Consider the following 13,986-nt stretch of genomic DNA (forward strand, 5'->3'; position numbering starts at 1 on the left):
GCCCCCTGATCATGCTCGACCCCAGACCGGGCAGGCCACCGGCCAAACCCGCTCCGCCGACCTCGCTCCTGTCTGACGCCAGCGCCACCTAGCGAGCGAGTCTACGCATTACCCTTATCAATAAGACTCGGGTCGAATGCGTCACGGGAATCACGTTGCGACATCCTAGACAGCAGGGCCGACCGATAAGGCTCTCGAAGGCGCCCAACTCTTTTCACACCATAGAACACGGTTGAGGTCTCAATCGAGATGAGCGCCTGTAGCGCTGGCGAAGCCACAGTGCCAGTCAGAGCGGCGGTAATCTGGTCGGCCCCTTTACCTGCAATCCGGTGAGGCTGCATAGCCTTGTACGCCGCCACCTTCTTTACAACCCAGGAACGCAAGATATTAAAACGCTCCTGCCAATTTGGCAACACATGATCGGGCATTACCTGGTCGGAGGACAACCAGCCAGCGCCTTGATCGCTAAGAACGCACATATCAAGCGCCGTCAGGGGCACATACTGCTGCTGGCTGAGCTTGACTTCCACACCGCCGCCTGATTCTGAAAAGAAGAATGGGAGGTCGAATGACGTCGCGACACCTCCACCAGGCTGGGCAATGATGCGCCCATCGACGGGTCGCTTCAACGGCGCAAGCCTGACAAATTCGAGATCATTATTTCTCTTGCCGTTGTGTCGAATCGCCAAATCACACGGCTGCGCCAGCAGGATCATGTAATTTTCGGCGCCCGCCTGCCTCGGCTCTAGAGCCACAGAGTCACTTTCCTCCGCAGTCCGAGCCTTCCCACCCTTAGGCGGAGGCACTTCGAAAGAATGGGGTTGCTCAATGAATTTCTGGAAGCAGAAAACATCCCCCACTTCGAGCGGAAAATGCAACTGTGTCAAGTGTTGCGGCGATTCGAAATATTCCAACCGCTCAATCTCGGCGAGCTCTCTCCTGACTCGGTCAGGATCAGGAGAATTAGGCAATGCAACCCGACTCAGCTTCGTCACTATGCGGCTCGAATTGTGCACATCTTCATCGGCCCGCAGTTTGGCACGCACCGAGTCCTGGGTGAAGGCGGTAGCAATCCTGAGCAACGTTTCAGGGCCCCACGTCCCGTCTGTCAGCCTGTCCCCGTTCAGAGCGGCTTCCAGGGTGTACGGGTCGATGTTCCCAACCTTTGTTATAGCCTCACCCCATGTGCCCTTCACCGCATCAGCAAGGCTCTGTTGCATGCGTTCCAACGCTGGCGCGAGCAGAGTAAGTTTCAGCATTCGCGGAAAGCCTGCCTGGCTAACTGACAGGTGCCCTTTGGCGATGACCAGAAATCGGGAAGAATCCGCATCGAACTTCTTTGCAAGATCCTTCCATACTTCGATTTCTGCATCAGCATCGGCAACTGTGTGAGTCAGAAGACCGATACGCCAACTCTCCGGCGCATCATGCAAGAGGACCGCGATTTCTTGCTCGCCGGCGGTTTCTGACGCCCCTTCTCTGCTGAAATCGCGGTCGAAGAGGATCAACGTGCTCTTACCGTCGACCAGCAGAGCACTGCGCTGTTCGCGCCAGCGGGACAGAGAAATCGTGACGAACTCGCGCGAGTCTGCAAGCAACTCCCGCAAGTTCGCTGCGGCCGGCTCGTCCTCTTCTGGCGAAGGTTCTAGAGGGTCAGAACCGAAACCTCCGTCGACCGCGGAACGGATCTGCTCACGCTCGACCTCATTTAGGCTCCCCCATACCTTTCTGACCTCGTCGGCGACTAGTTCCGGTGGCGTAGAGGAGTCCCCATCGACTTCCAAGGAGGGAATGGTCTTAGCGATCTTCTCTAATTCCGCCATCGGGAACAGGCCATCGGCAAGGGCAGCGAAGACGTCTTCACCATCGTCTTCACGCTCGGCGTACCAGTCATCAACGCAGATAATCCGGTCGACTCGCGCGAGGTTCAGCAGCTCCTGCGAAGCCGCTTTGGCGTCGAAGGGCACAACAACCGTAGGGCCCGGCTGTGCAGGGATTGCCGGGGCGTTGACGTCAGCACTAATCGCCGCAGCTTCCATTGTGTTCCCGTCACGCTTCAACACGCATCCCCCCTAGATCCAAACGGAATTTAAACAGACGTCCGTTTGCGTTGCGCTCGGACGCTAGCTCGATTGCGCACCCCTCAGAATCGAGCAACTGCGTTACGACATAGAGCCCAAGACCTCTACCCTCGCCCCGTTTCTTGAACGAAATAAACGGTTCGAAGAGTGTCGCTTCAACGCTTCTATCGACTCCACGACCATTATCGCTAACTGTCACCACAGGCGAGTTCACCCTGATAGCGATCTCGGGTGCCTCTTGCAGGTTCATCCGATGGTCTTGAAGTAGCCAATACTCGCTATTCAATACGAGGTTATCAATTACCTGAGTGAGTTTCCCTCGGTTCACCTCGACATCGAAGTCGCGTTCGACTGAAACGACGATAGAGATTGGCCCTTTACTCAATCGCTCACGATGATAGCCAACCATTTCCTCACAGAAGCTGGACACTGAGAGGCGCTCGCGACGCTCACGCATGTAGCGTAGAGAGGGATTCAGGTGGCCCAGTTGGCGCTTCAAGGCGCTTGCAGCCGACTGAATATACTGCACGTAGTTGAGGATTCGCCTATCCGCGATTTCAGCGTTGGCGAGATGCTTACGAAGTTGCGTACTTCTGACGGAGATACCCTCTGCTACATGAGCAACCTCGTGGGAAACTGCCTCAGCAGTGAGACCTAGAGATACTGTTTCCCAGGTTTGCGCCAGTTGAGACCGGATTTGCTCCGACTGGCTTTTTAGTACATCCAGTACCGCTTGCTCTGAGTCCAGTGAGTCGACGATTGCCTCGATCTCGTCGACTGACTCTTCAGTTCGCTTTTCACGAGCGCGCAGATTTGTTAGTTCTTTTTCGATCGCAGGGTCTACAGAACCAGCGAAGAGTGATCGCTGGCTTGCATCGAGCTCTCTCGCCACCCGCTCATGGCCTTTGGAAGCCTCGTCTGCGTCCTTCCGAATGCTTCTAATTTGTTGCTTCGCAGTTACAATAGTGCGCTTGTGCGTGTTCTCTACATGCTGGATAAGTACTTCAGTGCTGGCTTCCGGATCGAGCCCGGCCGCGGAGATACCCGTTTCCTGGCGATACTCATTATAGGAACGGCGAATGAAGGTCTGGAACTGCTCCGTAAAAGAGCGCCAGGCCTGCAAAAGAGCCATAAAGTTTCGATAGTGGGGTGTGTCAGCAAAACCCTCGCGGTCCGTTGTCTCGATCAATTGACCGTTATCGCGAGCGGAGATATCGATGAAGCCCAGGGTGTTCTCAGGTCGGAGGGCGTAAAAGGAAGACCCGCTTGTCTGAGATTTCCGCAGTCCAACCCAGTCTTCATCCATCCGAACGCCAAAGCCATCACGGTATACGCGGAGGCCGGCCAAACTCTTCAAATACGTTCGAAACTCGCTGCGAGAACCGAAAGCGTCAGGTTGCCCCTGCCCCAGAGTTACGTAATCAACTTCACCGTTGAATTTTCCTGGGTCGGCAGGAACACCGTCAGACCCGGTTACATCCGCCCGATGGAGCGCCACATTGTCGAGATCTGCCAATCGGATTGACCGGTGAGCTCGCAACAGGTACGGAGAGTCAGCCCGGCGACACTCAAAGGCTTCCATCTGCCTGGCCCGATTTTGGTGCAGCCAATCCATAAACGCATTGCCTGAATCACTGTGCAGCAGGGCTTCGAACGCTGCCCTATCATCTGGTTTCGCTCGATCTTGAGGTGCCCAATAACTCAGGGCCGCTTCACCAACAATGTCTAGAGTGCCATCGGCAAAGTCCAGGAGATAACGAAGCTCCGCTGCCCGACGGACCCGCTTGGGTAGCTCGTAGAGGTCGATGCGGTCCCCATCGACCTTCAAAAGAATCTTCAAACCCCTCTCATCACCATACGGCGAGATCATGACCGAGAGGTCTTTCTGGAGGGTGGATGCGCCCTCGCCAGTGCTGCTCATCGCTGCGCTGCGCCATTGTTCTGGTTCACGAAGCTCAGTAATAGTCAGAGTCGTACCATGGTGCTTGTTGGTCGGCCGTGACAAGAGAGTTAGATCGACTTCGCTGAGTGAAGACTTACTCTGGAATTCACGCCAGTCAATAGTCAACTCATACTCTACGTTCCCGCCCTTAGGACGGGTGACGATAGTGACGATATCGCCCAACCTCTGAGCACCAAGGCGGCCCAGTCCTTTGTCCCCGAGCGGTGTCCTACCGCGATCAGTAGCGATCCCGCGAGCCTTCATCTCTCGTTTGACCGAATTGCTGATCGTGAGCCAACCCCGCCTGATGTCCTCGACCGTCATGCCGGAGCCATTATCGCTCAGCTTGATCGAAGGATCGTCTTGCTTACCTGTAGCAGAGAGGCCTGTGTCAATTGTGATTTCTGCCCAGGTGCCATCTGCGTCATACGAATTCTTCACGAGCTCAATAAGGGCTTGCATTGAGTCAGTGATGAGGTCTTCACCTAGTTTGAAGACAACCGAGGGGTGGACTTCTAGGTGAAAAACCTCGGGCCCATGCGCTTCAGACATTCGTGGCTCCTTCCCTCACGAACGGGATCCACAATCGGTATCACAGGGACCACGCATGACCAGGATGCTTTCGCTATTCATCGTCTCTACGCTGGCGTTTCGCGCTGCCATTCTCTTTGATCCACCAGGGATCTTTCTTTCCAGCGTTTCAACGTGCCGAGCTCCGCGAGTTGCCAACAGATCCCGAACGATGGTAACGGTGGGCACGCGGACACCGCTAATCTTTCGCTCACCAAGCGTCCAGAACATCCAAGAATTACTACGCAGGCGCGAAACGATAGCGTCCAGCGATTCATCCAGGTCTCGAATAAAAGCAACCATCCTGGTTTGCGCATTACGCGGATGGCCATGCAATTGGTCAAGACACTGTGCAAATGCTGGCGACTTGAGTCGCAACTCGTCGGACCAATCAAGTGATCCTTTTAGTTTTCCGCCCAGGCTGATTGAATCAATGGATCGCGTGTATTCAAGCAGCTCTTGCTTCATCCCAGGAACATCGGCCGATTCGATCCACTGCAACGGCAAGTAGCTATGCTGTCCGTAGGTGACTGTCGTAACGTTATCCCCGTAAGGAGGAGACGTCATTAGAATGTCCGCAGTCGCGCGATACTTTACCCCTGGTGCACTGCGAGCATCAGCGACTGTGCAGGTGATTGAAAGGCTTGGATTCCTATCTAAGCCTTGCGAAAGAGCCACAGCCTGATCGTCGAGTTGTTCAATTTGGGATGCAGAGATTCGCAGGAACGTATCGATCGTATCAAGTTGTCGGGCCTGGATTTCTTCTGGGCTGTACGAGTGCAGCTTTACCGTGGAGGTCCGACTATTGCTCACCAGTCGGATGGTCTCAGCCAGAGCAACCCAGAAGGCCTGGCGAACTACCCTAGGGCGCTCGACCGAGATGGCCCTCTTAATCTTAGACAAATCGATGGCCACGTCATCACGAAACCACTTATCGCGGTTAGTGAAGTTGACGATAATTTCTTGGCTTTTGTCCTCTGTCACTCGCACAGCAATGCGCTGGCGTACCTTAGCAAGCAGCTCGGGATCATAGATATGAGACTTCACAGTCGCCAGCAGAACGGCCAGGGGATTGATATCCGTCCCGTGAAAAGACAGACCACGCCGAGCCGACTCGAGCATCACCGTGCCAGAGCCCATGAAGGGGTCGAGGACAGACGAGACGGTTGGATCGACTGCTTGTACATCTTCCAGCAGGGCTCCCTGTAGCTGCGGAACCATCATTGCTGGGTACGCGAAAATGCCATGACCACCCTCACGGCGTGAGCGGCCGGAAAATGACCAGAACTCAGGGCTTAACGCAGCCCGCTCCCGAAGCCGTGCACCCAGGTCCTCCTCGGCGCCATCGGGTGGCAGGCTCCTAGGCTCCGTCGAGCCGTCCCTCTGCATGGGGACCCGCTGCGCATCAACTCCGCTGGCGTTCGACCCTGACGGGCGACCCATCTCACCCTCCATCATGGCAGGGTCCGTCCTTGGGTTGATCAACACGGCCCCCCGCCTGCGCAGTTACTGTAATCAAGTTCATTGATTGAAGCAGATGACATGCCGTCACGTCACGGCTACGGGCGGCCAGGCAGGGTGACGAGGATGCACTTTTGGCGGATTGGGTGGCCTGGCGTGACCAGAGGGTGCCAAGAGTGCAGCTACACGCATGTCTGTTCGCCAGCCTCTGCGTACTGTTCGCCGGCTGCCTCGGCACGAGCCCACACTTACCGCTTCCCAAGCCGACCTAGCCCCACGTCTCCGTCTGTCGGAGGCCGAGCCACCAGCAACCAGCCACACAGGTTGGTTTCCGGCCGTCTTCGCTGGTGGTGCGGAGTGCCCGCGCGGGCCAAGTAGTCCGGTCGCGGCGCTGGCGGCCGATCTCTGGAGAGATACGGATCAGAAGGCGTACCGCAGCATCGTCTCTTACCGCCATGGACGTTCCAGAGCTGTGCTCAGCGTCTGTGGACTACACGTGGACTCGTCCAGCCCGAACGGCCGTGTACAGGGCGATGACCTGCGCGAATGTCTGAGACCAAAAGGGCCTCCGGAGCCGTGTGCGCAGGTTCGAAGCCTGCCGGGGGACTCCGAACAGGCCAGCACGATAGGGCTGCTGACCTGCACAAGTGCCACGCATGAAGGCCTGGACCCAGTCTCACTGAGTCCAGGTCTTTGTCGTCTCAATCGCTGTTCCCGAGTGAGGCGCGCCGGATCTACGCCCACAGGGAGACCACCCTCGCTGAGGGCGGTCGGTCCCGCAGCCCGCGGGCGTCGTGCGTCTCCCCCGAGTGGGTTCACTGCTTGCCGACCGGCGGGCGGGCCGAGGGAGCAACTCAGGGTCCGTCTCGACGGGGTCGACCGCTTCAGCCCGGCCGAAGACCGCCGAAGTACGGCTGCGAGCGGGCCCTTGAGGCGCCGGCCGCCAGGAGCTTCCGCGCATGCTTCGGGCCGGCGACACCGGCGGGCAGCCTGGTTGGACGCCTTCGGTTGTACCTCCTGGGCGCCCTGTGGTTCGAACGCGATGCAACGCCCTTCATCGCGGTGTCCGTGCCCGGTGTGATCCGCAGATGTGACCGCGTCCCCGATCAGTCGGAGAGTGCGCAGGCCGACCAGGTCCGCGCGCGCTGATGAAGGGGAGTACGGTTGCGGCACCGAGCGCACCTCGCACGCCGTCACCGTTTCGGCGTCGCCCTCGTAGAACGGCACAGGCCGGCGCACATCGGATCCGGCCGGAAAAGAGCCGCACTATGCCTCCAGGCTCGCACTGCCACGCCCCCTCCCGTATCCGGTCCCGCGCAGCGCGGTAGCGGATCTCCCTCCACCGGGATGCCCTTGAGGCATTCCGGTGTCCGGCGTACGCCCCTGAACCGATCAAGAGGATTGCGGACGCATGTATTCACAGGATTCGATCTCCAGCCGCCGCCGTGGCCGACCCGAGCCGACCCGGGAGATGCTCTCCGGACTGGCCTGCCTCATGTGCGGCACCGACTACCGGAGCGCTCCCGATGCGGAGGCGGTGGTGGTCTCCCACCGCGACGACAAGCAGCTGCTCGCCTGCCACGGCACATGCGCGCGCATGGCGAGCGGGTCGGTCAACGGCCTGGACGAGACGCCTCTCCCGCTGGCCGAGCGGGTGCGCAGGCACGGGGCCGGCGGTTCCTGATCCAGCAACCCGGCAGCCACCAGAAGTACGACGCGAACGAAATAGCCAGAACGAAGTGATGAGGAAGCGTATGAGCCTTTTGAGTCTCGGAGTACCCGCCTCCTCCCGCAAGGAAAACGAGTTCCGCCTGCCGTTGCACCCCGCCCACCTCGGCCGGATCGCGCCGGACGTACGAGAGGGGATCTTCCTCGAACAGGGCTACGGCGAACGGTTCGGCGTGGCCGACGACGCGCTGCGACCGCTCGTGGCGGGACTGCGCTCCCGCGAGCAACTCTTCGACGAGTGCGACGTATTGATGCTGCCCAAGCCCATGCACGAGGACGTCGCCGCACTGCGCCAGGGCCAGGTGCTGTGGGGATGGCCGCACTGCGTGCAGGACGAGGGGATGACGCGGCTCGCCATCGACCGTCAGCTGACCCTCATCGCCTGGGAGGCGATGAACCACTGGACGTCCACGGGCGCTTTCAGCGTTCATGTGTTCCACAAGAACAACGAGCTCGCGGGCTACTGCTCGGTGCTGCACGCCTTGCAGCTCGGCGGGCTGACCGGCAGCTACGGGCGGCGCCTGCGCGCCGTCGTCATCAGCTTCGGCGCCACGGCACGCGGAGCGGTCACGGGCCTGGGCGCCATGGGAGTCTCCGACGTCACGGTGCTCACCCAGCGCGCCGCGGCGGCGGTGGCCTCACCGATGCCGTCGGTCGTGATGGGTCACTTCGAGGAGCACGAGGACGATCCGTCCCGTCTGCAGGCACTCACCCCGGCGGGACCCGTGGCGCTCGCGGAGTACCTGGCCGGGTTCGACATCATCGTCAACTGCGTCCGGCAGGACACCGACGTGCCCTTGACGTTCGTCACCGACGAGGAGCTCGCCCTGTTCCGACCGGGCTCCTTCTTCATCGATGTCTCCTGCGACGAGGGCATGGGCTTTTCCTGGGCCCGTCCGACCACTTTCGGCGACCCGATGCCCATGGTCGGGCCGGGGTGCCACTACTACGGGGTGGACCACAGCCCGTCCCACCTGTGGAACTCGGCTACGTGGGAGATCAGCGAGGCGCTCCTCCCCTATCTGCGCAAGGTCATGAGCGGCCCCGCGGCATGGGACGCGGACCCCACGGTCGGAAAGGCCATCGAGATCCGCGACGGCTTCGTCCTGAACCCGAAGATCCTTTCCTTCCAGCACCGGGCGGCCGCCTTCCCCCACGCCCTCGAGATCGCGGATCCGGCCCTCGCCACGGTGCTGAACTCCTCCGGACAGCCCGCCTGACGCACCTGCGCGCAGCCACTCCGGCACACCGCGCCAAGCCGGACGCGCCGTTTCGCCGGCTCACCAAGACGGCGATCGCGGACCGGTGGCCGGAGACCCCGCCGTTCGGTGGGCGGTTCGGCCAGCCCGTGCCGCATCCGACCATCACTCGTGTCGTCGACCGATCCCCTGTTCCACGACGGCGCACTCGAGCGCGTCAATGATCACGAACGCCTTGGCCGTGGCGGTCTCCGTCGTCTCGGCCGGGGTTGCGCGCACGCGATCCTGGATTCACGTCGCTCAGGTCAAGGGCATGGTTCGGCTTCGGTCGAACCATGCCCTTGGGAGCCCTCTGCGCAGGTTCGAATCCTGCCGGGGCACTCCGTGTCCCAAGACCTCGGCACCAGCGGAGGCACTGGCGTCGAGGTCTTCCGTATGTGCAGCCGTACGTCGGGTCCGTGGACTGGTGGTGGGTGACGAATGTTCAGGTCGGCGGCACTACTCACGTCATGGTCGGGGCTTCCACGAGCGACCGCTGTACCTCGACCACCAGGTCGCGCAGGGGTCCAGGCAGCACGCCCGCACGGTCCATCCACTCGTCCAGGCGAGGTCGCAGGTACCGCGTCATACCCACCCCGTGGCGACGAAGCACTGAGCGGCTGATCGAGATCTCTTCCTGTACTTCTCTTCGGAGATCATCGGTCCAGCCCTGCGCCCTGTCGCCTTCCCCCAGAGGGGCCTTGAGAGCGGCCACTGCTTCATCGAGGACCACAAGCAAGCCCACGTCATCTCCCAAAGACCACAAGGCGCGGTCTTCTCGAAGTCCCGGACGAGTCCAGCGCGCGATGTCAATCGTACTCGCGCAACAGCTGCTCGATCTTGCGGTCGGCGATCTCCTGCCGGCCGTCGTTGCAGCTGGTGCAGAGCTCGGTCACCATGCCGCGGGGAATCGCGGAAGCCGTCGCGGCCGTCGGCCACGTCGGACGCGGCGGCTCCAACAGACTGACTCATCACCGTTGCTGAGGCGGTCACGGCCCCGTGGCGTTGTCATTGGGGATCGTGCCGTTCGTGTGGTGCCTGCGCCGCAGGAGGTCGAGTGGATCGGGCAGTGGTGGGAAGTGGGGTGCGCAGGCCGGGCACGCGTAGAGGTTGAAGCCCGGGCCCGAGTTCTGGTGCACCTCGGCGACGAGCACGGGTGCGTCCGTGATGTGGCTGCAACGCACGCACATCCGGACGGGCTTTCGCCCCGGCGCGCTGGTGGTCGGCTCGCTCACCAGGCCACCCCCGTCGCGTGCACGTTCCGGGTGTCCAGGTCGATGCCGAAGTCGGCCGCCATCACGAGCGTGAGGCATCGTCGCCGTTGGCGGGTGCGCCTCTCCTGGCGTTCGTGCTCGACCAGGTAGGGGCGGATGAGGGCGGTGTCCTCCCCGTGGAGTGTTTCCACGAGCCCGTACGGGGACCGGGGCCGCACGGCCGGCGGACCGCCCGCGCGGGTGGAAGGTTCGTCCAGTCCGGGAGGGGCCGTGTGCGTCCGCCGCGGTTTGGCGGAGGCGACTGGACCGGCGCAGGCCCGGCGACGCCCGGATCCGGGAGCCAGCACGCCCAGCAGCGACGCGAGCAGCGCGGCGATAGGGTTCCGCATAACCGAAGCTCCAATCTTCGGTGAGCCCCTGGAGACGGCCCTTGCCCGGCCGCCCCAGGGGCGTTTCAGTGTCCGACGACACTCTAACCGCAGTTATCCACGGTTATCCACGGATGCGCGGTTCTCTATGGCCATCCACGCTGAGTCCATGAACCTTGATCGCACCCGCCCCTTGTGGAGACAGATCGCAGCAGAGATCACCCGGCGCATCGAGGACGGAACCTATCCGCCGGGGAGCCGCGTACCCTCCGCCCTGGAGATCGCCCAGGAGTTCGGCGTGGTGAACGCGACGGCCGCGAAAGCCATGCGGTACGTGCGGGAGCAGGGATGGACACGGGGAGAAGTCGGGTTGGGTACGTTCGTCGTCGACCCTCTCCCCGTCACCGGCGGACCCGACGACGACCGCCCCGCCGGCTGACATGCGGCGCTGACCTGCGAACGGCTTCGGCGCGCCTCCGTGCGTCACGCCGTGGGGCGCAGGCTCAGGGCGCGGAGGGCCAGTTGCATCTCGAACTGCGCCGCCGGGTCGTGCAGTCGGTCGCCGAACACCTCGTCCAGTTGCCGCAGGCGGTAGCGCACCGTCTGGGGGTGCACGGCCAGTCGTTCGGCGACCTCGCTGGCGTTGTGGCCGCACTGGAGCCAGCACAGCAGGGTTTCCGCGAGGCGTTCGCGCTGCGGAGAGCGCACCTGGTCGAGTGGCCGGAGGCGGTGGTGTGCGATGGCGTCGATCAGTGCCTCGTCGCGGAAGAGCAGCAGCGTGGCCAGGTGGTCGCTGCACCGCACCACTCCGGTGCCGGGCAGGACGCCTCGCCGGGAGAGCGCCAGGGTGTCCAGGGCCCAGCGCAGGGAGCGGGCCCCCTCGTCGAGCGCGACCGTCGGTCCGACCGCCGCGCGCACCCCGTTCAGGACGGCGCTGATGGCCCTGACCCTGCCGGGCCGGTCGGGATCGGGGACCACCATCACTCCGGGCTGCGCGTCGAGGCAGGCGAGGAACTCCGGCGGCAGGATGGGGCGGGCCGTGTCCGGTACTCGGGTGTGGTCGACGACCACCACGGCGATCTCACGCGGGACGGACCACTGTGCGATCTGGGCGAGTTCGGTGATCGCTTCGACGGACACCGACGACTCGCACGTCAGCAGGTCGATGAGCCGCTTCCTGCGCAGTTGTAGTTCGCCCGCCGCGTGCAGTCGCGCCTCGGTGTAGCCGATGGTGGTCGCCGCCGCCATTTCGTCGAGGTGCAGGAAGAGCGCCTCGCCGAAGGTGGCGAGGACGTGGCGGGGCAGTACCTCCGCGTCGACGAGCGCGTTGATCCGGCGCCAGGTGACGCGGGCGCCGAGGCGCAGTGCCGCCTGGAACGAGTCGAGGCTGCGGCCTTCGTCTGCCTCGCCTCGGCCTATGCGGTGGTACGTGGCCTTGACCTCTTCCCAGTCCGTGTCGGGTTCGGCCATCCTGGCCAGGAATCCGCAGAGGGCCTGCTCCACACCTCGGTGGACGACGTGGCTGTAGGTGTCGTCACGCGGCCGGTGGTATTCGTGGATCTCCTTGCGGATCGCCCGGACGACTTCGTCCGTGACCTCTTTGACGAACGGCCTCAGATGGTCGTGCAGCCCTGCCGGGAGCGACCGGAAGGCCGCCGATGCCTCGAGCGAGGCCCTGCCCGCCGTCTCGTCGACCGGTAATCGGGAACCGTTCACCACGAGTTGGCTCCTCTGCGCGTGAGGGACACAGGCCCGGTGACGATACCGCCGCCGTGGTGCCGGGTCTCGTCGTCTCCGCACAGTCCCGGCCCTGTCCTTTGTCACTCGGGTGACAAAGGACGGCAGGGGCGCGTGTGGTTCGGGCGTCGCGGGTGCGGCCGATGTGCGCCCTGCCCCATCGGGTGGGGCGCCGGTGGCGGCCGGGGCGGCGCAGGGTGACAGCGGTGATCGCCGCGCCGAGCAGGACGCAGCAGGCGGCCAGCCGCAGCCCGGAGTCGTAGCCGTCGAGGAAGGCGCCGGCCGGGTCGGCTCCGTCGCGCAGGGCGGAGCGCTCGGTGCGGGTCAGGACGACTCCGACCAGGACCACCCCGAACACTCCGGATATCTCGCGGGCCGCACTGACCAGTCCCGAGGCCATGCCCGTCCGGTCCGGGGGCACGTCGGCGACGGACCGGACGATCAGCGGGGTGGTCAGGGCGGATCCGGCGCCGATGACGAGCAGCCCGGGCTGCAGGGACCAGTAGTCGGCGTGCGGCCCCGCACCCGACACGTACCAGAGCCCCGCCGCCACCAGGAACAGTCCCGCCGCGACGGACACATGCGCGCCCACGGCCCGCGCGGCGCGCTCGGCGAACGGGGTGACCAGGAGCAGCGCGATCGCGAGCGGCAGAAAGGCCAGGCCCGCCCCCGTCGGTGAGAAGCCGAGCACACGCTGGAGGTAGAGGGCGGTGAAGAAGAAGACCCCGTTGACGCCGATTCCCCACAGCACTTGGGCGGCCACCCCGCCGAAGAGCGTACGGACGCGCAGCATGCCCAGGTCGAGCAGCGGTGCGGGACTGCGGACCTCGACGGCGAGGAAGACGCAGGCGATGGCTCCCGCCGACCCGAGGCACAGGAGTGCGGGCAGGGTCCTGAAGCCGTGCTCGCCTCCCTGAACCAGTCCGTAGGTCAGCAGGAACAGCGCGGCACTCGACAGTACGACGCCGGGCAGGTCGAGGGGACGGAGCAGCCCCGCCCCGGTGCGCGTGCGGGCTGCCTGGACAGCCGGGACGGCCGGGACGAGCGCCAGGGTCAGCACGCCGAAGGGCACGTTGAGCAGGAACACCCAGCTCCAGCCCCACCGTTCGGTGACGAAGCCGCCGATGACCGGCCCGAGTGCGAGCGCCGTGGCCAGCGCGGCCGTCCACAGTCCGACCGCCATGGTCCGCCGTCCGGCGGGCAGATCGGCGGCCACCACCGCGAGGGAGGCGGGGATGACCAGTGCGGCGCCCACGCCCTGCACGGCGCGGGCGGTGATGAGCGTGGTCCCGTCGTCGGCCACGGCGGCCGCGGCGGACGCGAGGGTGAAGACCGCGACCCCGGCGGCGAGTACGGAGCGGCGCCCCAGCAGATCGGTGAGCCTGCCGCCGGTGAGCAGGAGCGCGCCGAAAACCAGTACATAGCTGGTGGCCACCCATTCGAGGCCGGTGACGGTCAGTCCCAGTTCCCGCTGGACGGTGGGCAGCGCCACATTGATCACGGTGTTGTCGAGCGTGGTGATGAAGCCGGCGAGTGCCGTCATCGCCAGCAGTGCGCACAGTCTTCCCCGGCCCACCGCTCCACCTCCCGACGCGGAGCCGACGCCCGGGCTCGTCGCCGGCCCCCGGGGATTCTGCGCCCCTCGTG

General features: G+C 63.4%; 11 protein-coding genes. 3 read left to right on the forward strand and 8 right to left on the reverse strand.

What is annotated here, in order from left to right; genetic code table 11:
- Nucleotides 1-101: 101 nt before the first annotated feature.
- Genes ACFYV1_RS26370 through ACFYV1_RS26380 form a run of 3 tightly spaced genes read right to left on the reverse strand, consistent with a single transcriptional unit; the run spans nt 102 to nt 6,051 of the window.
- The gene (locus ACFYV1_RS26370; RefSeq protein WP_389398067.1) at nt 102-2,063 is read right to left on the reverse strand and encodes a hypothetical protein; all 1,962 of its coding nucleotides are present in this window, start codon (nt 2,061-2,063) and stop codon (nt 102-104) included.
- On the reverse strand, nt 2,050-4,575 hold the full coding sequence (locus tag ACFYV1_RS26375) for an ATP-binding protein (RefSeq protein ID WP_389398068.1): 2,526 nt from the start codon (nt 4,573-4,575) through the stop codon (nt 2,050-2,052). The genes ACFYV1_RS26370 and ACFYV1_RS26375 overlap by 14 nt, the downstream gene beginning before the upstream one ends.
- A 15-nt stretch (nt 4,576-4,590) precedes the next feature.
- The gene (locus ACFYV1_RS26380) at nt 4,591-6,051 is read right to left on the reverse strand and encodes a hypothetical protein (RefSeq protein WP_389398069.1); all 1,461 of its coding nucleotides are present in this window, start codon (nt 6,049-6,051) and stop codon (nt 4,591-4,593) included.
- Between the two features lie 1,414 nt (nt 6,052-7,465).
- On the opposite strand from ACFYV1_RS26380, the gene ACFYV1_RS26385 reads away from it, so the two are divergent.
- Nucleotides 7,466-7,738, forward strand: coding sequence for a hypothetical protein (locus tag ACFYV1_RS26385; protein ID WP_389398070.1), 273 nt, complete (start codon nt 7,466-7,468; stop codon nt 7,736-7,738).
- A gap of 70 nt (nt 7,739-7,808) precedes the next feature.
- Entirely contained in the window at nt 7,809-9,002 is a 1,194-nt protein-coding gene (locus ACFYV1_RS26390; protein WP_389398071.1) for a N(5)-(carboxyethyl)ornithine synthase, read from the forward strand.
- Nucleotides 9,003-9,483: 481 nt separating this feature from the next.
- Here the strand turns inward: ACFYV1_RS26390 and ACFYV1_RS26395 are convergent, their stop codons facing one another.
- The 3 genes from ACFYV1_RS26395 to ACFYV1_RS26405 all read right to left on the reverse strand — a co-directional run bounded on the left by ACFYV1_RS26395 (nt 9,484) and on the right by ACFYV1_RS26405 (nt 10,623).
- Nucleotides 9,484-9,609, reverse strand: coding sequence for a hypothetical protein (locus tag ACFYV1_RS26395; protein WP_389398072.1), 126 nt, complete (start codon nt 9,607-9,609; stop codon nt 9,484-9,486).
- A gap of 400 nt (nt 9,610-10,009) precedes the next feature.
- Complete coding sequence (locus ACFYV1_RS26400) at nt 10,010-10,255, reverse strand: hypothetical protein (protein ID WP_389398073.1); 246 nt, start codon at nt 10,253-10,255, stop codon at nt 10,010-10,012.
- Nucleotides 10,252-10,623 carry a hypothetical protein gene (locus tag ACFYV1_RS26405; protein ID WP_389398074.1) on the reverse strand — a complete coding sequence of 124 codons (372 nt, stop codon included), beginning with the start codon at nt 10,621-10,623 and terminating at the stop codon, nt 10,252-10,254. The genes ACFYV1_RS26400 and ACFYV1_RS26405 overlap by 4 nt, the downstream gene beginning before the upstream one ends.
- 148 nt (nt 10,624-10,771) lie before the next feature.
- Between ACFYV1_RS26405 and ACFYV1_RS26410 the strand changes: the two genes are divergently transcribed.
- Entirely contained in the window at nt 10,772-11,041 is a 270-nt protein-coding gene (locus ACFYV1_RS26410; RefSeq protein WP_389398075.1) for a GntR family transcriptional regulator, read from the forward strand.
- Between the two features lie 44 nt (nt 11,042-11,085).
- Here ACFYV1_RS26410 and ACFYV1_RS26415 read toward each other — a convergent pair whose 3' ends face one another.
- Both ACFYV1_RS26415 and ACFYV1_RS26420 read right to left on the reverse strand, forming a co-directional pair.
- Nucleotides 11,086-12,231 (reverse strand): PucR family transcriptional regulator, encoded by a 1,146-nt coding sequence (locus tag ACFYV1_RS26415; protein WP_389398236.1) that lies wholly within the window; start codon nt 12,229-12,231, stop codon nt 11,086-11,088.
- Nucleotides 12,137-13,915, reverse strand: a complete 1,779-nt coding sequence (locus ACFYV1_RS26420) for an MFS transporter (protein ID WP_389398076.1) — start codon at nt 13,913-13,915, stop codon at nt 12,137-12,139. Before ACFYV1_RS26420 ends, ACFYV1_RS26415 begins: the two co-directional genes overlap by 95 nt.
- Nucleotides 13,916-13,986: the final 71 nt, after the last annotated feature.

This window comes from Streptomyces sp. NPDC003023 (assembly GCF_042888225.1).
Taxonomy (GTDB): Bacteria; Actinomycetota; Actinomycetes; order Streptomycetales; family Streptomycetaceae; genus Streptomyces.

Excerpts from the sequence above, each read along its gene's own strand:
- ACFYV1_RS26375 (WP_389398068.1), bottom strand. The coding sequence starts at position 4,575 with ATGTCTGAAGCGCATGGGCCCGAGGTTTTTCACCTAGAAGTCCACCCC.
- ACFYV1_RS26380 (WP_389398069.1), bottom strand. The coding sequence starts at position 6,051 with ATGATGGAGGGTGAGATGGGTCGCCCGTCAGGGTCGAACGCCAGCGGA.
- ACFYV1_RS26385 (WP_389398070.1), top strand. The coding sequence starts at position 7,466 with ATGTATTCACAGGATTCGATCTCCAGCCGCCGCCGTGGCCGACCCGAG.
- ACFYV1_RS26390 (WP_389398071.1), top strand. The coding sequence starts at position 7,809 with ATGAGCCTTTTGAGTCTCGGAGTACCCGCCTCCTCCCGCAAGGAAAAC.
- ACFYV1_RS26395 (WP_389398072.1), bottom strand. The coding sequence starts at position 9,609 with ATGACGCGGTACCTGCGACCTCGCCTGGACGAGTGGATGGACCGTGCG.
- ACFYV1_RS26405 (WP_389398074.1), bottom strand. The coding sequence starts at position 10,623 with ATGCGGAACCCTATCGCCGCGCTGCTCGCGTCGCTGCTGGGCGTGCTG.
- ACFYV1_RS26410 (WP_389398075.1), top strand. The coding sequence starts at position 10,772 with ATGAACCTTGATCGCACCCGCCCCTTGTGGAGACAGATCGCAGCAGAG.